18 protein-coding genes, 1 pseudogene and 1 riboswitch are annotated in these 20152 nt (G+C 61.0%); of the genes and pseudogenes, 8 read left to right on the forward strand and 11 right to left on the reverse strand.

The window, feature by feature from the left end; genetic code table 11:
* Nucleotides 1-64: 64 nt before the first annotated feature.
* The 5 genes from QMK54_RS26115 to QMK54_RS26135 all read right to left on the reverse strand — a co-directional run bounded on the left by QMK54_RS26115 (nucleotide 65) and on the right by QMK54_RS26135 (nucleotide 9069).
* Entirely contained in the window at nucleotides 65-2803 is a 2739-nt protein-coding gene (locus QMK54_RS26115; protein WP_320401568.1) for a LuxR C-terminal-related transcriptional regulator, read from the reverse strand.
* A gap of 175 nt (nucleotides 2804-2978) precedes the next feature.
* Complete coding sequence (locus tag QMK54_RS26120) at nucleotides 2979-4343, reverse strand: DUF1329 domain-containing protein (protein WP_320401569.1); 1365 nt, start codon at nucleotides 4341-4343, stop codon at nucleotides 2979-2981.
* A gap of 28 nt (nucleotides 4344-4371) precedes the next feature.
* Nucleotides 4372-6258, reverse strand: a complete 1887-nt coding sequence (locus QMK54_RS26125) for a DUF1302 domain-containing protein (protein WP_110658932.1) — start codon at nucleotides 6256-6258, stop codon at nucleotides 4372-4374.
* Between the two features lie 338 nt (nucleotides 6259-6596).
* Entirely contained in the window at nucleotides 6597-8279 is a 1683-nt protein-coding gene (locus tag QMK54_RS26130; RefSeq protein WP_223588423.1) for a fatty acid--CoA ligase, read from the reverse strand.
* 160 nt (nucleotides 8280-8439) lie between these two features.
* Complete coding sequence (locus QMK54_RS26135) at nucleotides 8440-9069, reverse strand: LysE family translocator (RefSeq protein ID WP_110658928.1); 630 nt, start codon at nucleotides 9067-9069, stop codon at nucleotides 8440-8442.
* Nucleotides 9070-9332: 263 nt separating this feature from the next.
* Here QMK54_RS26135 and QMK54_RS26140 point away from each other — a divergent pair, with 263 nt between their 5' ends.
* The 3 genes from QMK54_RS26140 (at nucleotide 9333) to QMK54_RS26150 (ending at nucleotide 12179) form a co-directional block, all read left to right on the forward strand.
* Nucleotides 9333-10298 (forward strand): 2-hydroxyacid dehydrogenase, encoded by a 966-nt coding sequence (locus QMK54_RS26140; RefSeq protein ID WP_110660672.1) that lies wholly within the window; start codon nucleotides 9333-9335, stop codon nucleotides 10296-10298.
* Between the two features lie 34 nt (nucleotides 10299-10332).
* Entirely contained in the window at nucleotides 10333-11331 is a 999-nt protein-coding gene (locus QMK54_RS26145; protein ID WP_110660671.1) for a class I SAM-dependent methyltransferase, read from the forward strand.
* 51 nt (nucleotides 11332-11382) lie between these two features.
* Nucleotides 11383-11505: riboswitch (yybP-ykoY riboswitch) on the forward strand.
* An 89-nt stretch (nucleotides 11506-11594) separates the two neighbouring features.
* Nucleotides 11595-12179, forward strand: coding sequence for a TMEM165/GDT1 family protein (locus QMK54_RS26150; protein WP_008016665.1), 585 nt, complete (start codon nucleotides 11595-11597; stop codon nucleotides 12177-12179).
* A gap of 151 nt (nucleotides 12180-12330) precedes the next feature.
* Here the strand turns inward: QMK54_RS26150 and QMK54_RS26155 are convergent, their stop codons facing one another.
* The gene (locus QMK54_RS26155; RefSeq protein ID WP_110660670.1) at nucleotides 12331-13149 is read right to left on the reverse strand and encodes a M48 family metallopeptidase; all 819 of its coding nucleotides are present in this window, start codon (nucleotides 13147-13149) and stop codon (nucleotides 12331-12333) included.
* 1364 nt (nucleotides 13150-14513) lie between these two features.
* On the opposite strand from QMK54_RS26155, the pseudogene QMK54_RS31310 reads away from it, so the two are divergent.
* Together QMK54_RS31310 and QMK54_RS31315 are read left to right on the forward strand one after the other, a co-directional pair.
* A pseudogene (locus QMK54_RS31310) lies at nucleotides 14514-14711 on the forward strand (HAMP domain-containing protein); the annotation flags it as partial.
* 111 nt (nucleotides 14712-14822) lie between these two features.
* Nucleotides 14823-15566, forward strand: coding sequence for a methyl-accepting chemotaxis protein (locus tag QMK54_RS31315; protein WP_413787378.1), 744 nt, complete (start codon nucleotides 14823-14825; stop codon nucleotides 15564-15566).
* A gap of 101 nt (nucleotides 15567-15667) precedes the next feature.
* Here the strand turns inward: QMK54_RS31315 and QMK54_RS26165 are convergent, their stop codons facing one another.
* From QMK54_RS26165 to QMK54_RS26175, 3 genes are read right to left on the reverse strand one after another with little or no spacing between them, the layout of a single operon-like run.
* Complete coding sequence (locus tag QMK54_RS26165) at nucleotides 15668-16291, reverse strand: SOS response-associated peptidase (RefSeq protein ID WP_110660668.1); 624 nt, start codon at nucleotides 16289-16291, stop codon at nucleotides 15668-15670.
* Between the two features lie 35 nt (nucleotides 16292-16326).
* Nucleotides 16327-16587, reverse strand: coding sequence for a putative signal transducing protein (locus QMK54_RS26170; protein WP_160390402.1), 261 nt, complete (start codon nucleotides 16585-16587; stop codon nucleotides 16327-16329).
* Between the two features lie 9 nt (nucleotides 16588-16596).
* A complete protein-coding gene (locus QMK54_RS26175; protein WP_320401570.1) occupies nucleotides 16597-16779 on the reverse strand; it encodes a CPXCG motif-containing cysteine-rich protein in 183 nt (60 codons plus the stop codon).
* Between the two features lie 142 nt (nucleotides 16780-16921).
* Between QMK54_RS26175 and QMK54_RS26180 the strand changes: the two genes are divergently transcribed.
* Nucleotides 16922-18085 (forward strand): 1-acyl-sn-glycerol-3-phosphate acyltransferase, encoded by a 1164-nt coding sequence (locus QMK54_RS26180; RefSeq protein ID WP_181432077.1) that lies wholly within the window; start codon nucleotides 16922-16924, stop codon nucleotides 18083-18085.
* Nucleotides 18086-18231: 146 nt separating this feature from the next.
* Here the strand turns inward: QMK54_RS26180 and QMK54_RS26185 are convergent, their stop codons facing one another.
* Entirely contained in the window at nucleotides 18232-18510 is a 279-nt protein-coding gene (locus QMK54_RS26185) for a hypothetical protein (RefSeq protein WP_223588416.1), read from the reverse strand.
* A gap of 191 nt (nucleotides 18511-18701) precedes the next feature.
* On the opposite strand from QMK54_RS26185, the gene QMK54_RS26190 reads away from it, so the two are divergent.
* A complete protein-coding gene (locus QMK54_RS26190) occupies nucleotides 18702-18908 on the forward strand; it encodes a hypothetical protein (RefSeq protein ID WP_033052291.1) in 207 nt (68 codons plus the stop codon).
* Between the two features lie 123 nt (nucleotides 18909-19031).
* Here QMK54_RS26190 and QMK54_RS26195 read toward each other — a convergent pair whose 3' ends face one another.
* On the reverse strand, nucleotides 19032-19616 hold the full coding sequence (locus QMK54_RS26195) for a YajG family lipoprotein (protein ID WP_007973847.1): 585 nt from the start codon (nucleotides 19614-19616) through the stop codon (nucleotides 19032-19034).
* A 204-nt stretch (nucleotides 19617-19820) separates the two neighbouring features.
* Here QMK54_RS26195 and QMK54_RS26200 point away from each other — a divergent pair, with 204 nt between their 5' ends.
* Nucleotides 19821-20060 (forward strand): hypothetical protein, encoded by a 240-nt coding sequence (locus QMK54_RS26200; protein WP_320401571.1) that lies wholly within the window; start codon nucleotides 19821-19823, stop codon nucleotides 20058-20060.
* Nucleotides 20061-20152: the final 92 nt, after the last annotated feature.

A 20152-nucleotide genomic window follows, 5' to 3' on the forward strand; every position in this document is an offset into this window, starting at 1 on the left:
GACGAGCGATTTTCGCACAATTGAGTATCCAGCCAATGGCCACGACAAGTAACGTGAAAAATCCTTAACCCAGTACCCCCAACTCCTTGGCCCGCGCCACGGCCTGTGTACGCCGCTCAACGCCGAGCTTGCTGTTGATGTGACTGGCGTGGGTCTTGACCGTGTGCAGGGAGATAAACAGCTGATCGCTGATTTCCTGGTTCGAGCAGCCTTGGGCGATCAAGCGCAGGACCGCCAGTTCCCGCGCGCTGAGTTGTTCCGCGGCCACGCAGGACTCCACTGCGGAACGGCTAGCCAATGCTGGCAGTTTTTCACTGAGGCTCAGGGAAACGGGGGTTGGCGGGCAGAGTTGCAGCTGTCCACGCAGCCAGTCCGGGTGCTCGGCCAGCAGACCCTCAAAGGGTTGCAGCACCCCTCCACCGGCGGCGTCCAGCGCCTGGGCCAGCGCCTTGCGTGCTTCCGGCTCGCGTCCGCTGCCCAGCAACAACGCCACTTTCTGGGTCAGCGCCATGGCACTGAGCATCTGCCGACCGCTTTGCTGGCCATGTTCGAGCAACGCATTCAATCGTCCTTCGGCCAGCATCGGCTGGCCCTGGATGACTTCCAGCAAAGCTTGCTGCAATTCGATATGCAGCGGTAATTGCGGATGGAACTCCGGTGGTGCTGCCGCGTTTTCGCCGTTATAGGTCTGCCCCAGACGCGCCAGCCAGGCTTCGGCCAGGTCGGTGCGCCCCTGGCCCAGCCAGAGTTCACATTTGACCAGGGTGATCATGGCCAGGTAGTAAATCGGTGGCACATCCCAGATGTGCATGAGCCGCTCGGCTTCGGCCAGTTCGGCAAAGGCCTTGGCGAACTCGCCGCTGCTGCCTTCCAGCCTTGCAATCACGCAGTGGCCGATCAGCACGCTGATGTCACGACAGGCACGCGCCTCGCTCAACCCTGCCTGCAATCGCACCCGCGCCGATTGCGGCTGCATGCGCAGGGCCAGCAAAAAACCCTCGTACAAGGTCAACCGGGCGCGAACCGCATATAGCCGTTGCGCAGACAGGCTCTGCAGGCGTTGCAGGCCCTGACGGACCTCCTCCAGCGCCCGACAGATTTCCCCGCGCGCTTGCAGCACCCGCGCACGGTCGTAGTGAGCCAGTGCTTCGAACAACGGGTTGCCGACGCGTTGCGCCAACTCCAGCGATTCGCGATTCAACCCCCGCGCCCGCCACAGATCACCGTCGGCGATGGCCAGGTTGGACAGGGTCGAGAGGCACATCAGGCGCTGGCCGTAACGCTTGGACGGAAGACTGTCCAACGCTTCGCGGCAGTACCGCAGCGTCAGTTCGCGGTTGCCGCGCCCACGGGCAATGATGCCGCTCAACGCCAGCCATTGAGCAAGCATGGACTTCTGTGCGGTGGCCGACGGAGCTGGCAGGAAGCGGCTCAGATGGCTGGCCAGCTCCTCGGCGGCATCCAGCTGGCAAGCCATGCCCAACGCCCAGCTGTAGAGAACGATCAGTCGCGGCGTACTGATCAGCAAACTGTCAGGCAAGTCCATTTTCCAGCGCAGCAGCATGCCGACATTCTGCTCGGCCAGCAGTTGCTCCTCGGAGAGGTTCTGCACCAGGTTCGCCGCGACGTCCAGGTGACCGGCACGCAAGGCCTGCTCCACGGCCTCATCGAGCAGTCCCTGGGCATTGAACCAGCGGCAGGCGCGCAGGTGCAGGCTGGCGGCCGGGACCATCGACTGGGAAGTCGGACGCGTGCGCAACAGATCGGAAAACAGGTGGTGGTAACGATACCAATGGCCATGTTCGTCCAGCGGCACCAGGAACACCTGGTGGGCGAGCAGGAAGCGCAGGATCTCCCCGCTGTCGTGGGCGTCGCGAACGGCATCGCACAGTTCGCTGCAAAAACGTTCCTGGGGTGCCGTGTCATAGAGGAACGACTGGACCTCGGCGGGCAAGCAATCGATAACCTCTTCGAGCAGGTAATCGCGGATCAGCCCTTCCCCACCGTGCAACGATTGCGGCAGCGCGCCATCGGTACCCGCCTCCGAAGCGGCCAGCAGCCAGAAGCGTAACCCCGCGACCCAACCTTCGCTGCGCTGGATCAGGTTTTCCAGTGCCTCACCGCGCAAGGAACTGCTGTGCCGGTCGAGCAGGCTCAAGGCCTCGTCGTGGGTCAGGCGCAGATCCTGTTCATGCAACTCAAGCAGTTGCCGCGACAGCCGCAGCCGCGCCAGATGCCAGTCGGGACGTTGGCGGCTGGTGACCATCACCAGCAAGCCATCGGGAAGATGATTGAGGAAAAATTGCAGGCAACGGTCCAGCACCGGCCCCTGGGCCAGATGGTAATCATCCAGCACCAGCAGTAATGGCGTCGCAGTGGACAGGTGCACGGCCAGCTCGTCGAGCAGGCCGTCCAGCCATTCTTCGAACGCGAATGGCTGATGGCGCTGGCGCATTTTCAACAGCCCGAGGGATTGCCTGCCCAGGTGCGGGAAATAGTCCTGAAGGCCTTCGAGCAGGCGCTCGAGAAAGCGTCCCGGGTCACTGTCGCGCGGGCTCAACCCCAGCCAGAGACTTTGCCAGTGTGCCGGCAAGCCCTGACAAAACTCCACCGCCAGCGAACTCTTGCCGAACCCTGCCGGTGCGCTGACCAGCAACAACCTGCCTGCGAGCCCGGCACTCAGGCGCTCGCACAAACGTGGACGCAGCACATGGCCGTCGGGCAACGGCGGGCGGAAAAAGCGCCCGTCGAGTGTCGCGACAGCAACCTGTGCAGAACCTGAGGGTGTAGACAGATCAGTCATAGCCGGCTCTTGTTTGAATTGCGGGTGGCGGCGTTGCAGATGTCCGCAGACTAGCCGTAAACGGATAGGGAATGAAGGTAATTGCTACAAATGGCTACAAAAAGTCTACAAGCAAAAAAAACGCCCCGAACCAGTCGGGGCGTTTTCAGAGGGTGCGGTCTCTACTCAGTTCACCTTAGCGAACGCCATCCTGACGCAGGGCGGCCGGAGTGAAGTCGCTGGTGGTGGCAGTGAAGCCGAAGTCATAGGCCGACTTCTCTTCGTTTTTCATGCCCAGCGCCAGGTAGCGACCTGACTGCAGGTCGTACAGGGCTTCGAGGGCATACCACGGCACTTGCTTGTCGTAGTAGTTCTCGGCATGTGCCTCGCCTACACGCCACAGTTGGCCACGACCGTCGTAATGGTCGATGACTGCGGCCTGCCAGGTATCTTCGTCGATGTAGAAGTCACGCTTGGCGTAGATGTGGCGCTGACCTTCTTTCAACGTGGCAACCACATGCCACACCCGGCGCAACTCGTAACGCGCCAGATCCTGGTTGATGTGGCCGGCCTTGATGATGTCGGCGTACTTGAGGTTCGGGTCGTCGAGCTTGTAGCTGTCGGAAGCGATGTACAGCTCCTTCTTGCCTTCGAGCTTCCAGTCATAACGATCCGGTGCACCGTTGAACATGTCGAGGTTGTCGGAGGTACGCAGGCCGTCGGCCGCGGTACCCGGACCGTCATAGGACACTTGTGGCGCGCGACGGACACGGCGCTGACCGGCGTTGTAGACCCACGCCGAACGTGGTTCCTTGACCTGGTCGAGCGTCTCGTGAACCAGCAGTACACCACCGGCCAGACGTGCCGGGGCGGTCACTTTCTGTTTGAAGTAGAACAGGATGTTGCCCGGGTTTTTCGGGTCGTAGTCCTTCATCTTGTCGCGGAAGACGAACTGGTCCTGGAAATACACCAGGCTGAACGAGCCATTCGGCTGCGGCGTGGCCTGGGTCACCAGGCGGGTCACGCTGCCCCCGCGATAGCGGGTGATGTGGTTCCAGATGACTTCCACACCGCTTTTCGGAATCGGGAACGGCACGGCGCTCTCGAAGTTTTCCAGGCCGTTGCCGCCGGACACCAGGTTGGTGTTGGTGGCGTTGCGCTTGATGGCAGCGAACACGTCATCCGGCACGGTAGCACCGCGATGAGACGGATAGACCGGCATCTTGAAGGTTTCCGGGTAGCGCTTGAACATCGCGTACTGGCCCGGGGCGAGCTTTTCCTTGTACTGGTCGACGTTCTGCGCCGTGATGGTGAACAGCGGTTTTTCGCTGGCGAACGGGTTGGACAGGAAACCTTTGCTGTCGACCGTACCGGCGTTCTTCGCCATCGGCTTCCAGGCCGGGATCGAACCGTCGGCGTTACCCGCCATTTCAGCGCCCATCGGGGTCAGGCTCTTGCCCAGTTTGTCGGCCTCGGCTTGGGGGACCGCTGCGATGACGCTGGTCGCCAGCAGCGAAAGACCCAGAACACCGGCGTGGAACAGACTCTTTGTTATTTTCATTTATGCGTTCGTCCTGAAAATACTGTGCTTAGAAGTTCACGCCGAGGCTGAGCGCAACGAAGTCGCGGTCATCCACGGTGGTGTACTTGCCGTCGAAGAAGTTGGTGTAGGCCAGGCTCGCGGTGTAGGTGTTCTGGTACTCGGCATCGACACCCAGGCTCACCGCTTTACGGCCTTCCTCGAAGTTGCCGCCAGGACCAGGGGAGTAACCGCTCACGTCATGGGACCAGGCAACGTTCGGCTTGAGGTTCACACCGGCAAACACGTCGTTGTATTCCCAGATGGCGCGGCCGCGGTAGCCCCACGAAGTCGCGGTGGTGAAGCCTTCGTCGGTGCAGTTGCGGCTGAGGTTGTTCCTCGGCGTGCCCGGGCCGGCACCGTTGATGGTGCTGTTGTTGAGTGCAACGCAGGTATTCTGCCCACCGGTCGCCGGCAACTCGCCAGGGCCGTAGACCGGGTCACGGCCGTAACGGACATCGGAAGAGCTTTCCAGCCCGCCGACATGGGTCACGCCCACTTCACCTACCAGGGTCAGACGGCTGGCGCCCATGACCTGATCGAAGAAGTGCGTCAGGGTAGTCTGGAACTGGGTGATTTCCTTGCGGTTATACCCGTGCAGGTCCTGGCCAGGCACGCCGTTGAGCAGCGAGGCGTTGCTCAGGGAGCCGCCCAATGGACGAACACCGGCGAACAGGATGTCGGTGGAGTTGAGCTGCACCGGAGCGTTCGGTCGGTAGCTGATCTCACCACTCCACGCCGTACCGGTAGGCAGGGTGGTGGAGAAGCTCAAGCCATACAGACGGATGTCTTCCGGGTACTCGATGAAGTATTGCGAGTTACCCGCCACCAGCAGTGGGCCAAGTGCCGCGAACGGGCCGGGCAGCGCGCGTGCGGTGTTGTAGACCGATTGCGGCGCGCCGGTGGCGCTGAAGATCGGCGCACGGCTGTGGTAGTTCATGAAGTAGGCGCCGAACTCGGTGTCCAGCGGATCAAACATGTACTTGAAAGACGCACCCCACTGACCGCTGTCGCGGGCATCGCGATCCGGGCCGCGACGCACCAGAACACCTTCTTCGTTGACGTCAACGCCGTTGGCGGCAAGAGGCCCCAGGGCAATGGCCGGAATTTGCGAGCGTTTGTTCAGCACGCGCAGATTGTTGTCGCAGCCGTCGGCAACGATGTCCGGCTGGGAGAAGAACGTGCCGCAGTTGTCGACGACAGTCTGGTCCCATTCAATTTGATAGAACGCTTCGGCCGAGAGGTTTTCAGTCAGGCTCTGGGACACATAGAACATGTTGACCGGGATCAGGCCTTCCTTGATCTCGGCACCCGGGCGACGGAATGCGGACACGTCGATCGGGTTGATCGAGTTGATGCCGCCACCGATGAAGGTACTTTCACCCCAGCTCACGACCTGCTTGCCCAGACGCACGGAGCCTGGTTGATCGGCAATGGAGTAGTTGTGGTAGACGAAGGCGTCGAGGATCTGGCCGCCGGCGGACTTGGCGCCTTCCTTGCGGCCCTCGTCGCTGATGTCCTTGAACGGACGGCTTTCGTCCTTCAGTTCAAAGTCGTACCAGTATTTGCCACGGACGAAAACACCGGTATCGCCGTATTTCAGTTCAAGGTCATGGATGCCCTTGAAGATCTTCGAGAAGGTTTCCCCGCTCTTGAAGTTCAGGTGACCGTCATCAGAAGTCTGGGACAGACCCTTGCCGCCGTTGTTGACACCAATGAGGTTCTTGTTCGGCTGCTCGGTAGACCAACTGGCACCAATCGAGAGGGATGAGTCGAACTGACCTTCGATTTCACCGACGTTGAAACTGACGCCGAATGCTGGCCCGGCGAGCGTAGAGGCAAGACTGACAGCCAGGGGCAGTTTCGCCCGGCGCCAGAACTGGTTTACTGATGTCATCGACGCTACTCCATGTGCATTTTATTGTTATGGCATGAGCACTTCTAAAAACGCTGTGGATAACCGGGAGCCATGGCATCCCAAAGTCTTTCCAAAGTTGCATCGCCCCGGTTCGTGCGGTTGCCCCGTTCTTAAAAATCCTTGAGCGGACTATAGCCAGCAGGTAGTAGCGCTTGATCCCTCTAAAGTGTGATTTGCAGCTGCCAGCCACTCTGGAACAGTCCTTTCGCCAGTCCGACACCCGTCGGCACGGCAAGGATGGCTGAAAATTTCGATTTGACAAGCCAAGCGCTTGCTTGGTGGGCCTGGCGTGCCATTTCGGGCACGCCAGGAGGCACTTAAAGCGTCGAGAGGAAGGTGCTGTTGGTGGCCTGCCATTCGCTGATGTCGACACGAATGCGCTTCTTGTCGAGCTTGCCAACGCTGGTCTTGGGAATTTCAGTAACAAGGGCGATCTGGCTTGGAATTGCCCACTTGCTCAAGTGCCCCAACTCCACAAACGGCTTGAGGTGTTCCTTGAGTTCCCGGGCCCCGATTACATGACCTTCACGGACTACCAGCAGGGCAAACGGCCGCTCGCCCCACTGCGGATCGGGGATCCCCACCACTGCTACTTCACGTACCGCCGCATGACGGCTGATCAGGTCTTCCAGGTCCAGGGAGGAGATCCACTCGCCACCGGTCTTGATCACGTCCTTGATCCGGTCACGAATGTCGATCACGCCCATGCTGTCGAGGGTCGCCACATCACCCGTGTGCAGCCAGCCACCGGCCCAGAGTTCGGCACCCTTCTGCGGCTCGTTGAAATACCCCTCGGTCAGCCATGGCGCGCGTAGTACCAGCTCGCCCTGGGTCTCGCCGTCAGCGGGCAGGAAGTTGCCCTCGGTGTCGACGATCGCCGCCTCCACCAAAGGACCAGGCACGCCGGCCTTGATCCGGTAGGTGGTGCGTTCGTCTTCGGTGCCGGCCATCAACTCATCGTTCAAGTGCGCGCACGACACCAGTGGCCCGGTTTCCGACATGCCGTAGGCGGCGGTCAACTGAATGCCCTTGGCCTTGGCAGCCTCGTACAACGTGCGGTTCAGGGCGCTGCCGCCGATGACGATTTTCCAGCCGCCGAAGTCGAGGTTCTGCGCGGCCTTGGCATTGAGGACCATCTGCAAAATGGTCGGCACGCAATGGGAGAACGTGACCTTCTCCTTGCGCCACAACTCCACCAGGTATTCCGGGTCATAGCGGCCGGGGTACACCTGTTTGAGCCCGAGCATGGTCGCCACATACGGCAAGCCCCACGCGTGCACGTGGAACATCGGGGTGATCGGCATGTACACATCGTTGGTGCCCAGCAGGCGCACACTGTCGATCGCGCCCATGATGGTCGACACACCCATGGTGTGCAGCACCAGTTGCCGATGGGTGAAGTACACACCTTTGGGATTGCCGGTGGTGCCGGTGGTATAGAACGTGGTCGCGACCGAGTTTTCGTCGAAATCCTGGAAATCGTACTGCGGGCTCGCCGCGGCCAGCAGTTGTTCGTATTCGCCGACAAGGTTCGGCAGGTCCGCGGTTTTTTCCGGCAGGTCAGTCAGCAGCAGGGTCTTGTCGACCGTGGTCAGTTGCCCCTCGATCGCCTTGTAGAGGCCGACGAACTCGCTGTTGACCAGCACAAAGCGGTCCTCGGCGTGGTTCATGGTGTAGAGGATCTGTTCCGGCGACAGGCGCACGTTGATGGTGTGGATCACCGCACCGATCATCGGGATGGCGAACATGCATTCCAGGTAACGATGGCTGTCCCAGTCCATCACACCCACGGCATCCCCAGGCTTGACCCCGGCCGCTGTCAGCACGTTGGCCAGGCGGGCCACCCGTTCGATCAGGGTCGGGTAGCTGTAGCGCAACTTGTCGCGGTAGATGATCTCGCGGGTTTTCTCATAACGGGCACCGGACATCAGCAGCCGCTTGATCAGCAGCGGGTACTGGTATGCGCCTTCGGCCGGGGGGATAACGCGAGTCTGCAACATAAGAATCCCTTTTTCTGACTGCACGGACGTGACTGAAAGTACGCACTGTAGTGCCCTTGATCGTCAGCCAAATCAGCCAAAGGAATGATTTGTAGAGCCGCGTGAATACTGGCTTTGAGCCAGCATTCGCGCTGTTCGATGTACTTTGTGCTCAGCGCAATCAATGCATCTCGGTGAACGCCAGCTTCACGCCGATCGCAATCAGCACCGCGCCCATGGTCCGGTCGAACCAATGCCCCATGCGCGCAAAACCGGCGCGTACGCGCTGCTGGCTGAACAACATCGCCACCAGGCAGAACCAGGCGGCTGTCGCGGCGGCCAGATAAACCCCGTAACCGGCCTGCACGGCCAGCGGCGTGTGCGGGTTGATCACCACGGTGAACAACGAGAGGAAGAACAATGTGGCTTTCGGGTTGAGGCCGTTGGTGACGAAACCCGAGGTGAAGGCGCCGCGGGCCGTGCGCTCGCCGGCTTCCTTGTGCAGATCGTCCGCCACAGGCTTGGCCGGCTGCGCGCGCAGTGCCTTGTAACCGATGTACAGCAGGTAAGCGGCGGCGGCCCACTTCAAGGCATTGAACAGCACGATCGACTGGGACACGATCAGGCCGATACCCAACAGCGAGTAACCCACGTGCAGGAAAATCGCCGTGCCCACACCCAGTGCGGTCCAGGTGCCCGCGCGGCGACCATGGGTAACACTTTCACGTACCACCACGGCAAAGTCCGGGCCGGGGCTGGCCACGGCCAGCAAGTGAATCAGGGCAACGGTCAAGAACTCTGTCCAGTACATGTGGGGCTCCTTTAGGGGTAGGCCAATCAATAAAAAGTCCGAGGCATCCATCACACCTGTGGCGAGGGGGCTCGCCCCCGTTCGACTGCGCAGCAGTCGCAAAACCGGTCCATCAGGTACACCTGACAAAACCAGCGTTAAGGGGGCCGCTTCGCGCCCCAACGGGGCGGTGCGGCGATCCGACAAGCCCCCTCGCCACAGTTATTTCATCTGGTAGGCTCGGCAGATTACGCCTTCAGTTCAATGCACAAAAGGTACAGTTGATGACGAACACTCACCGCGCCGTTTTCCTCGACCACCCGTCCCTGGACCTCGGCGACCTTGACCTCAACCCGCTGCGCAGTTGTTTCAGCGATTTGCAGCTGTTCGCCCAGACCCTGCCCGATCAAGTCATCGAACACCTCAAGGGCGCCACTGTCGCCATCAGCAACAAGATCCTGATCGATGCCGCCGCCATGGCCGCCAGCCCTGATCTCAAGCTGATCCTGATCACCGCGACCGGCACCAACAACGTCGACCTCGCCGCCGCCCGAGCCCATGGAATCACCGTGTGCAACTGCCAGGGCTACGGCACACCGTCGGTGGCGCAGCACACGATCATGCTGCTGCTCAACCTGGCCACGCGCCTGGCCGATTATCAAAAGGCCGTCGGCGCAGGTCGCTGGCAGCAGGCCAAGCAGTTCTGCTTGCTGGATTACCCGATTGTCGAACTCGAAGGCAAAACCCTCGGACTGCTGGGCCACGGTGAACTGGGCGGCGCGGTTGCACGGCTGGCCGAAGCCTTCGGCATGCGCGTTGTGCTGGGGCAAATTCCCGGACGCCCTGCCCGGCCGGACCGCATGCCACTGGATGAACTGCTGCCGCAAATCGACGCCCTGACCCTGCACTGCCCGCTCAACGAACACACCCGCCACTTCATCGGCGCCCGTGAACTGGCCTCGATGAAGCCCGGCGCGTTCGTGGTCAACACCGCCCGCGGAGGCCTGATCGACGAACAGGCCCTGGCCGATGCTTTGCGCAACGGGCATCTGGGCGGCGCTGCCACTGACGTGCTGAGCGTTGAACCGCCCATCCATGGCAATCCGCTGCTGGCCCACGATATCCCGCGTCTGATCGTCACCCCGCACAACGCCTGGGGCAGCCGCGAAGCGCGCCAGCGAATCGTCGGTCAAGTGACCGAAAACGCACTGGGATACTTCAGCGGTAAGGCGCTGCGGGTCGTCAGTTGATAAACTGCGGCACTTTTTTTTCACGGGAGCAGTTATGGATCCGCGCAGTGAAGTACTGCTTCGTCAGGCCGAGTTATTCCAGGGTTCGGTGTTGTTGGCCGGTTTGCCCGCCGACGACCTGCTGGGCCGTCTGCCCGAAGCTCATGGCTGGTGCTGGCACGCCGGCGATCAGGCCGCGCTGGACGCCCGCTTCGCCGAGCGCAGCCATTTTGGCGTGAATGCGCCCGAGCGCTCGTTCGATGCCGCCGTGGTGTTTCTGCCCAAGGCCAAGGACCTGACCGATTACATCCTCAACGCCCTCGCCTCGCGGCTGGCCGGCCGCGAGCTGTACCTGGTCGGCGAGAAAAAAAGCGGCATCGAAGGTGCCGCCAAACAACTCAACCCGTTCGGCAAGCCGCGCAAACTCGACAGCGCGCGCCACTGCCAGCTCTGGCTGGTCACCGTGGCCAACGCGCCTGAAGCCAAACCGCTGGAAAGCCTGGCGCAAACCTACGAACTGCCATTGGCCGAAGGCCCGTTGAAGGTCATCAGCCTGCCGGGGGTGTTCAGCCATGGTCGCCTCGATCGCGGCAGCGCGCTGCTGCTGGAGCATCTGGACAAATTGCCCAGCGGTCACTTGCTCGATTTCGGTTGCGGCGCAGGGGTTCTGGGCGCGGCGGTGAAACGTCGTTACCCGCACAACCAGGTCACTTTGCTGGATGTGGATGCCTTTGCCGCTGCCAGCAGTCGCCTGACCCTGGCGGCCAATGGTCTGGAAGCCGAGGTAATTACCGGTGACGGAATCGATGCCGCGCCTATGGGTTTGAGTGCGATCCTGAGCAACCCGCCGTTCCATGTCGGCGTGCACACCGACTATTTCGCAACGGAAAACTTGCTGCGAAAAGCAGCCAAACATCTGAAAAACGGCGGCGAACTGCGCCTGGTAGCGAACAGCTTCCTGAAGTATCAACCGCTGATCGAAGAGCACCTCGGCGTGTGTGCGATCAAGGCCGAAGGACAGGGTTTCCGGATCTACCGGGCTAAACGCGGTTGAGCTTTTTCTGAAAAAGAAGGCTTGCCGAATGGATTTTGCCTAGGCAGAATCCGCTCCGTCCTAGGGGAGTAGTCTCCCACGAGCGCCACGCTCGTCCGGCATGCGTCAACATACTTGGTCCTCAGACCATGGCGCATGCGACCCAAGCATCCACACCAGATGGATCGCAGGGTTTGACAAGACCTATGACACGAACACCTTACCCGGGGCGGGAAGGCTGTACGTGTCATAGCCGTGTCGACCCGCCCCTTAGGAAAACCCTGATGCTGGATTCACTACTCGTACCCACCGCAATCGTTGCCTTGGCCGAAATCGGCGACAAGACGCAGCTGCTCGCGCTCATTCTCGCTGCCCGCTTCCGCAAGCCCTGGCCAATCATTGCCGGTATCGTCGCCGCGACCCTGGCCAACCACGCGGCCGCCGGTGCAGTTGGCGCCTGGGTCGGCAGTTTCTTCTCGGATACGATGCTGCACTGGATCCTCGCCGCGAGCTTCGCCGCGACCGCCCTGTGGACCCTGGTGCCGGACAAGATGGATGACGACGAAGCCAGCACCGCCCGCAAGTTCGGGCCGTTCCTGACCACGCTGATCGCGTTCTTCCTGGCGGAAATCGGCGACAAGACGCAGATCGCGACCGTGATGCTGGCTGCGCAATATCCGGAGTTGTGGCTGGTGATCATCGGTACCACCCTCGGCATGCTGATTGCCAACGTACCGGTGGTTCTGGCGGGTAACTTTGCCGCGGACAAACTACCGTTGACCCTGATCCGTCGATTGGCAGCGTCGGCGTTCTTCATCCTGGCGATTGTCGCGGTGTACAAGGCGATGCAGAGCAGCGGGTGGGTTTGACGGTTTAGGTCGATAGACCGCGTTATCGTTCTTCGCGAGCAAGCCCGCTCCCACATTGGATCTCCAGTGCATACAAAATTTGCAGTCAAAGGAGACTCAGTGTGGGAGCGGGCTTGCTCGCGAAGAGGCCAGCGGCCTCACCACATAACCATCAGGACTTCTTGGCCTGCTCATACAAAGGCATGACTTTCGGAATCGCCGCCTGCAACGCCGCAATACGGCTCGCCGACGCCGGGTGAGTGCTCATGAACTCCGGTGGCGCACCTTCCGAGACCTTGCTCATCTTGTTCCACAAGGTGATCGCGGCATTCGGGTTGTAGCCAGCGCGGGCTGCCAATTCCAGGCCGATCAGGTCCGCTTCGTTTTCATTGGCGCGGCTGTTGGGCAAGGTCATACCGTAGTTGGCCACGGTATCGGCCAGGGCCAGGCTGTCCTGCCCCAACCCGAGCAACGCACCGGCGCCCTGCTTGGCCATTTCGATGCCGTAAGCCTTGGACATCGCTTCACGACCGTGTTCGCGCAGGGCGTGGGCGATTTCATGACCCATGATCGCGGCGATTTCATCGTCGGTCAGCTGCAGTTTGTCGATCAACCCGGTGTAAAAGATGATCTTGCCGCCAGGGCCGCAGTTGGCGTTGAGCTCATCACTCTTGATCAGGTTGACTTCCCACTTCCACTGGGCCGCGTCCGGGCGGAAGTTCGGCGCCTGGGCAATCAGCCGATCGGCAATCGCCTGAACCCGCTTGGCATCATTGCTGGTCTTGTCCAGCACACCCTTGCTGGACGCCTCGCCCACAGTCTTCTGATAGGACTGGGCGTACATCTGGTCGACCTCTTGCGCGGATAACATGCTGAACATGTACTGCTTGCGCTCAACGCCTACGGCACCACCGCTGGTGGTATTGACCGACTGGCAACCGGTGAGCAGCAGCGCCGCGCTCAGTGCACTGACAACCAAAATCTTGTTCATCAAAAAACTCCCTGAAAACCTGCCGCGTATCCTAGGCGTGGATATGTATCGACGCCAGATACAATGGACGTAAGACGCGCAATTCGGACAAAGCTCTCATCACCCGTAGAAAAAAAAATTCACATACGGCGACAATCCGCGGCCCATCACGCCGGGCATTGATTCAATTACGACATCCGGCACGCAAAAACGGTCATTTCAGTCACCCGCGCTCATGCCCGCCCGCCACCCTGCCGATACACCTCCGCAGACGTCCTTTCGCGTGCGGAGCCCCCATGAAATTCAAGTCGATCCAGTTTTCCGTGGCGGCCCTTGCCGGCGCCATTGTCCTTAGTGTCGTGGCAGCGCTGGTGGTGTACGCGCTGTTTGCCGGCGCCCGGACCCAAGACATGGTCCAGGAGCGGACCCAGGCACAATTCGAGCAAGTCATCGAACAACGCCTGACGTCCCTGGCGCAAACCCAGGTCAGCCAGATCCAGCGCGAACTCGAAGCACCGCTGCTGATTGCAGGCGGACTGGTGCGGGTCAACGCCCTGATCGGCACACCGGGCGCCGATGGCCAGCCTTCGCTGAGTCTCAGCCGCGAGCAACTGATTGGCCTGATCAAGGAAAACGTGGTCAAGAACCCGAAAATCCTCGGCACCTACATCGGCTGGGAAAAGGACGCACTGGATCACAACGATGCGGCCTACGTCGGCACTCAAGTGGTTGGCATCGACGCCGCCAACGGGCGCTTCCTGCCGTGGTGGTTCCGCAACGACGACGGCACCCTGGGCCTGGACAAACTGGTGGACGTCGACGACCAGAAGACCCTGTCCACCGGCGTGCGCGCCAGCGAATACTACCTGTGCTCGAAAGAAAGCAAAAAATCCTGCGTGATCGATCCGGCACCTTACAAGGTCGGCGACAAGATCGTGATGCTCGCCTCCTTTATTGAACCGATCATGCTCAACGGCGCCTTCCAGGGCATCGTCGGCGCCGACCTGTCGGTGAACTTCATCCAGGAAATGCTCCTGGGCGCCAACCAGAAACTCTACAGCGGCGCAGGCGAAATGGCCCTGATTGGCGGCAATGGCCGGATCGTTGCCTACACCAAGGATCCGAGCAAATTCGGCGAGAAGGTCAGCGACATCCTCGACAGCAAGCAGATTGCCAACATGGCCAATCTCAAGCGCGGCGAAGTCACCTACAGCGTCGACAAGGCCCAGGACCGGATCGAGCTGTACCTGCCTTTCGGCATCGGCCAGACCGACGCCCGCTGGACCCTGATGCTGCAATTGCCACTGAACGCGGTGATGGCCGACCTGCAAAAACTCCAGGCCGACCTGGACGCACAACGCAAATCCGACACCTTTGGCATGGCGATGGTCGGCCTGGTGATTGCCGGTATCGGCTTGCTGGTGATCTGGCTGGTGGGCCACGGCATCGCCCGTCCACTCAAGCAGATGGTGGCCATGCTCGACGATATCGCCCAGGGCGAAGGTGACCTGACACGGCGCCTGACCAGCGACCGCGCCGACGAACTGGGCTCGATCGCCAAAGGCTTCAACACCTTCCTGGCCAAGTTGCAGGCGATGATCACCCAGGTGGTGACGTCGGTGCAGAGCGTCAGCGATTCGTCGGAACACACCGCCGACATCGCCATCCGCACCAACACCGGTGTGCACAAGCAGATGGCCGAGATCGATCAGGTGGCCACCGCTGTGCAGGAAATGACCGCCACCGCCCAGGACGTGGCGCGCAATGCGACCCAGGCCGCACAGGCCGCTAGCCATGCCGACCAGGCCGCCAGCCAGGGCATGCAGATCGTGCGCGACACCTCGAACTCGATCGGCGCCCTCGCCGTGGAGATCGGCCGGGCCGTGGGCGTGGTGCAAACCCTGGCCAAGGACAGCGAAAACATCAACGCCATCCTCACCGCCATTCGCGGGATCGCCGAGCAGACCAACCTGCTGGCCTTAAACGCCGCCATCGAGGCCGCCCGCGCCGGTGAACAGGGCCGAGGTTTTGCCGTGGTAGCCGACGAGGTGCGCAACCTGGCGCAGAAGACGCAAAAGGCCACCGAAGAAATCCAGACAATGATCCAGCAACTGCAGCAAGGCACGCGGGATGTGGTGCGGGTCATGGAAGACAGCCAGAACCGCACGGACGAAAGCGTGCAGCACGCGGCCAAGGCCGCCGAGGCGTTGGAAACCATTACTCAGGCGGTGTCGGTGATCAACGACATGAACACCCAGATTGCCAGCGCGGCCGAGGAGCAAAGTGCGGTGGCGGACGACATCAACCGCAACGTGATCAACATCGGCCAGGTAGCCAATGAAGTGGCCGGCGGCGCGGATGAGTCGAGTGCGGCCAGTGCGGACTTGACCAAACTGGCCGAGCAGCAACGGCGGCTGATCAATCAGTTCAGGGTTTGATTCAAGGGCCTCATCGCTGGCAAGCCAGCTCCTACAAGGGATTTGCGAACACCTGTAGGAGCTGGCTTGCCAGCGATGGGCCAGCACTGACACCAAAAAACTCAACCCGGGGTCAAACACTCCGGCCCATTGAGCTTCGGATCATTCACCATATTGGCCAGCACCCTTTCGCGCAACGCGGCAGGCTCACTGGCCAGCAATGCCTGCAAAGCATGCAATGGCGTCTCTGGATCCAGCCACGTGGCCTGCCCCGCCTCATCAAGAATCAACGGCCGCCGCTGGCTCGCCGCCGGTTGGGTAATCACGGCGGTACTCAGCCACACCTGCTCCTGCACCGGATACGCCTCCCAGATCGCCGCAAAGAACAATGACGAGCCCTCCCCCGGTGTCAGCCAGTACGGGCGCTTGCGCGTCGTGCCGCGCCACTCGTAGAAACCATTGGCCGGCAACAGGCAGCGGCGCTCGCGCAAGGCCTGGCGAAACATTGGCTGCTCGGCAACGGTTTCGGCACGGGCATGGGCCGGGGTACGGGACAGGTCGGTCAGCCAGGGTGGCGTCAGGCCCCAACGGGCGCGGGCCAGCGAGCGCTGGCCGTCGGGCCCGGCTCGCAGCATCAACACCGAATCATTCGGGGAAATGTTCCACTGCGCCTGTTGGTCGGCGGGAAAACCGGGCAGCGCCGCAAAGGCGGGATTCCAGCGAAACAGGGCATAACGTCCACACATGGGGCAACACGGCTCTTGATCAATCGAACGCCAGCCTAACAGACCAGCGTGCCGGGATAGCTGTCCGGTTCATCGCCGGACAGCGGCAGCGCTGCATTGTACGCGGTGATCAGCTCACGGGCGTATTCGGCCTGGTCGTTATCGACCGACAGCCCGAGCAGGCCATAGATCGGCAACTCGCCGCTGCCCCCGAGCAAATCACGGCCCACCAGATGCGCCTCGATGCCCTCGCTGGCGAGCATGCCTTGCAGCAACTCGCCTTCCATCAGGTTCTCCGGATCGTAGATTCGCTGCATGGGCGCCCCTCACTCGTTTTCGCTGAAGACTTCCAGAAACCAGTCCTCGTCGTGAACCTGCAATACAAACGTGATCGGTCGACAACACACCTGACAGTCCTCGATGTAGGTCTGATCGCCACCGGACAGGTCTACTGTCGTCTCGACTTCCTCACCACAATACGGACATTCATACAGCGCGTTTTCCAGCATCGCGGTCTCCCAGGTGACTTGTGCGTATAATCGCCGGTCTATTTACAGGGCTATTTTTGTCTGGCTACTTTTTCAGACCGTGCCCCGCCGGTTTTCTATCAGAACCTTTACTTACCCTAGCCGTTTCTAACAAGAGAGCATGATGGGCGAATTCGATGCCATCCGACCTTACGACGACAGCGAAGTCCCAGCGGTGCTGGATCGGCTGCTTGGCGACAAGGCGTTTCTAGATATCCTCACCCACTTCCGCTTCCCGCGTTTCGCCGGCGCTTTAGGCTGGGCGCTCAAACCTCTTATAGCCCATCGGCTACGCCGTGAGTTTGCCGGCGTGACCTGTGTGGCCACGTTACAGGACAAAGTCGAGGTTTACGTCGACCACACCATCGAACGCGCCACCGACGGTGTCACCTATACCGGGGTGGAGCAATTCAAGTCCGGCAGTGCCTACCTGTTCATCGCCAACCACCGCGATATCGTGATGGACCCGGCCTTCGTCAACTACGCCGTGTACCACGCCGGCCTGCCGACCCCGCGTATCGCCATTGGCGACAACCTGCTGCAAAAGCCTTTCGTCAGCGACCTGATGCGCCTGAACAAGAGCTTCATCGTGCACCGCTCGATCAGCGGTCGCCGGGAGAAAATGGCGGCTTATCAGCTGCTGTCGGCGTACATCAACCATTCGATCCGCAACGATTGCGCCTCGATCTGGATCGCCCAGGCTGAAGGCCGCGCCAAGGACGGTGACGACCGTACCGAATCGGCGATCCTCAAGATGTTCCACATGAGCCGCAAGGACGAGCCGTTCGGCGAGGTCATTCAGTCGCTGAACCTGACCCCGGTGTCGATCAGCTACGAATACGACCCGTGCGACCAGGCCAAGGCCCGCGAGCTTTACATCCGCGCCACCACCGGCAGCTACACCAAGGTACCGGGCGAGGATGACGTGAGCATCGCCAAGGGCATCACCGGCTACAAGGGCCGGGTGCATGTGAACTTTGCCGCGCCGATCAGCGAACTGTTCGAAGACACCAAGCAATTGGCCGTCGAGATGGACAAGCAAATCCTCAGCGGATACCGCTTGTTCCCGGTGCACTACCTGGCTTACGCGCAGTGGAAAGACGCTGATCCGCAGTTGCAGGTGCCGAAAGCCGCGCAAGTGTTCCCGGCCGAGGAACTGGCCAAGGCCCAGGAAGAATGGCAACGCCGCCTGGACGCCTGCCCTGAAGAGCATCGTCCATTCCTGGTGCTGCAATATGCGACGCCGGTGCGCAATCAGTACCGGGTGAAGGCTGGCTTGCCGCTGTAAGCGGTTTCCGCCAGATGTGAAAACGGCGCCCTCTTGTGGTGAGGGGGCTTGCCCCCGTTCGGCTGCGTAGCAGTCGCAAGCTTCTTGGGGCCGCTTCGCAGCCCAACGGGGGCAAGCCCCCTCGCCACAGGTGCTGCGTCAGGACTTCAGACTTGAGTACTGATCCACGACACCAGCAGCGCCAAACCCATACAGGCAAAACCGAAGATGTAGAAAAACCGGTTCATGCGCAAGGTCGCCCAGTCCAGCGTGGGCTCTACGTTAGGGCTGCTCTGGCGCTGCGCCTGCAGACTGGCCATCGCGCGCATTTCACGGCGTCGAGTCGCGTGCAGCAACCAGCCGCCCGGGAAGGCAAAAAGCAAGGCCAGCAGATTGATCAATTTGGCGGGATGGGCGGTAAACAGCGTCATCAAGTGCAGCGACATCACAAACCTCAGGCAAAACAGGCATGGCAGGTGCCGACCGGCGACCGCGGCGCGGATTCTACCGAAAGCCTGCGCACCTGCCCTCTGTTTCCGACAAATAACAAAGCAATTGATCAAGGGCTGTCCTGCGTCACGGTTTCGTCATCTGAATCGGCGACCATGCGCGCCTCGAAACCGACACGGACTACGTCATGCTCCACGCCGAAAACCAGGATCGTCTTTACCTCATCACCCCCAGCGAAGAACAACAGGCCCTCGTCGGCAGCCTCGCTTTCAACGTTCAGGACCGCCATTGGCTGGTGTATTGCGCCCTCGGTGGCCACCAGCATGCGGATTTACCGGAGGCGGATTTGCTGACGGGCGTGAGCGTGCTGGACTTTTACTCGCAGGCGGCGTGACACCAACGCCCCCTGTAGGAGCGAGCCTGCTCGCGATGGTCGTTAACGATTACGCGGGGAATCTGATACCCCACGGCGCCCTCAAGTCCATCGCGAGCAGGCTCGCTCCTACAGGGGCTCGCATTATTCGCCGAGAATCTGACCCACGGTCGGGTCCTTGAACAAGCGGGTCAATGCATCGCTCAGCACATCGCTGACCAGCTTGGTGTTGGTTTCCTGGTTCGGCGCCATACCGAAGCGCTGGTCCAGGGACGAACCATAACGGCCGCTGTAGCGACGGTTGGCGTTCTGTACATCGGAGCGGAACGTCGCGCCGATGGTGGCTTCGGTCACGTACATGCCTTCCTTGGGCGACTGGTACTTCAATTCTGCCAGGGTCACGGTCAATTGCGGTGCATTCATCGCATTGTTCGTCGGGGTAAAGCCCAACAGACGTACGGCGGCCTCAGCCTGGGCCTGCAGCTTCGGCAGGATCTGTGCGCCCTGCACGGTGATCGCGCTGGTCTCCGGGTACAGGCCACCACGGGTGCCCAGCGTCGGTGACGGACGACCGTCCACTACACGCACCACGACAGGCTGACCATGGCCGACCGGGGCCAACTGGGCGGTCAGCTTGGGTTCCGGGCTCAGTTGTTGCGGGCTGTGGGCGCAGCCAACCAGGGTCAAACTGGTCACAGTGATCAAACCGAACAACAGGCGTTGCAACATGCTCTTCTCTCCAGAATCAGGCACAAACAGGCCGGCAGTATAGCGGTGCGCCACTGCGGGTAACCAGCACCGCACAGTGTTTGATGAAATCTCTGACACCCCCTCGGAAATGCGGTTCCTGTCACACAGATGTCACCACTCCTACACTTGCACGTAATGGCCTGAAGGCAATCTTCTCAGCAGTCACCCACACGGTATTTCGCCATGCGCCATCTGATCTCCCTGTTCGCGCCACGCCCACTGCATCGCTGCTTCGCCCTGCTCGACCGCAACGGCCACTGCCAGTCCTTCAAACAGTGCAGCCTCCAGCCCATGGGCGATGGCTGGGTTGAAATCGAAGAGATCCGTCTGAACTGGCTGAATCAGCCGCTGCCAGCCGGCGCCCGCGTCGTCTCGCAACAGCAGCAGCCACGCTCACGTGCACAGCAACTGCTGACAACCTGACCAAACACCTAATAAAAGTCATTAAACACGACCATTTCCCTGCGTTTCTTAGATACAATCTCCCCCCGATTATAAGGACGTCTCCTGATCGG

It is taken from the genome of Pseudomonas sp. P5_109 (assembly GCF_034009455.1).
Taxonomy (GTDB): Bacteria; Pseudomonadota; Gammaproteobacteria; order Pseudomonadales; family Pseudomonadaceae; genus Aquipseudomonas.

What these genes read in the sequence shown, in the direction of transcription:
- QMK54_RS26115 (WP_320401568.1), bottom strand. Translation starts at nt 2,803, where the DNA reads ATGACTGATCTGTCTACACCCTCAGGTTCTGCACAGGTTGCTGTCGCG.
- QMK54_RS26120 (WP_320401569.1), bottom strand. Translation starts at nt 4,343, where the DNA reads ATGAAAATAACAAAGAGTCTGTTCCACGCCGGTGTTCTGGGTCTTTCG.
- QMK54_RS26125 (WP_110658932.1), bottom strand. Translation starts at nt 6,258, where the DNA reads ATGACATCAGTAAACCAGTTCTGGCGCCGGGCGAAACTGCCCCTGGCT.
- QMK54_RS26130 (WP_223588423.1), bottom strand. Translation starts at nt 8,279, where the DNA reads ATGTTGCAGACTCGCGTTATCCCCCCGGCCGAAGGCGCATACCAGTAC.
- QMK54_RS26135 (WP_110658928.1), bottom strand. Translation starts at nt 9,069, where the DNA reads ATGTACTGGACAGAGTTCTTGACCGTTGCCCTGATTCACTTGCTGGCC.
- QMK54_RS26140 (WP_110660672.1), top strand. Translation starts at nt 9,333, where the DNA reads ATGACGAACACTCACCGCGCCGTTTTCCTCGACCACCCGTCCCTGGAC.
- QMK54_RS26145 (WP_110660671.1), top strand. Translation starts at nt 10,333, where the DNA reads ATGGATCCGCGCAGTGAAGTACTGCTTCGTCAGGCCGAGTTATTCCAG.
- QMK54_RS26150 (WP_008016665.1), top strand. Translation starts at nt 11,595, where the DNA reads ATGCTGGATTCACTACTCGTACCCACCGCAATCGTTGCCTTGGCCGAA.
- QMK54_RS26155 (WP_110660670.1), bottom strand. Translation starts at nt 13,149, where the DNA reads ATGAACAAGATTTTGGTTGTCAGTGCACTGAGCGCGGCGCTGCTGCTC.
- QMK54_RS31315 (WP_413787378.1), top strand. Translation starts at nt 14,823, where the DNA reads ATGGCCGAGATCGATCAGGTGGCCACCGCTGTGCAGGAAATGACCGCC.
- QMK54_RS26165 (WP_110660668.1), bottom strand. Translation starts at nt 16,291, where the DNA reads ATGTGTGGACGTTATGCCCTGTTTCGCTGGAATCCCGCCTTTGCGGCG.
- QMK54_RS26170 (WP_160390402.1), bottom strand. Translation starts at nt 16,587, where the DNA reads ATGCAGCGAATCTACGATCCGGAGAACCTGATGGAAGGCGAGTTGCTG.
- QMK54_RS26175 (WP_320401570.1), bottom strand. Translation starts at nt 16,779, where the DNA reads ATGCTGGAAAACGCGCTGTATGAATGTCCGTATTGTGGTGAGGAAGTC.
- QMK54_RS26180 (WP_181432077.1), top strand. Translation starts at nt 16,922, where the DNA reads ATGGGCGAATTCGATGCCATCCGACCTTACGACGACAGCGAAGTCCCA.
- QMK54_RS26185 (WP_223588416.1), bottom strand. Translation starts at nt 18,510, where the DNA reads ATGTCGCTGCACTTGATGACGCTGTTTACCGCCCATCCCGCCAAATTG.
- QMK54_RS26190 (WP_033052291.1), top strand. Translation starts at nt 18,702, where the DNA reads ATGCTCCACGCCGAAAACCAGGATCGTCTTTACCTCATCACCCCCAGC.
- QMK54_RS26195 (WP_007973847.1), bottom strand. Translation starts at nt 19,616, where the DNA reads ATGTTGCAACGCCTGTTGTTCGGTTTGATCACTGTGACCAGTTTGACC.
- QMK54_RS26200 (WP_320401571.1), top strand. Translation starts at nt 19,821, where the DNA reads ATGCGCCATCTGATCTCCCTGTTCGCGCCACGCCCACTGCATCGCTGC.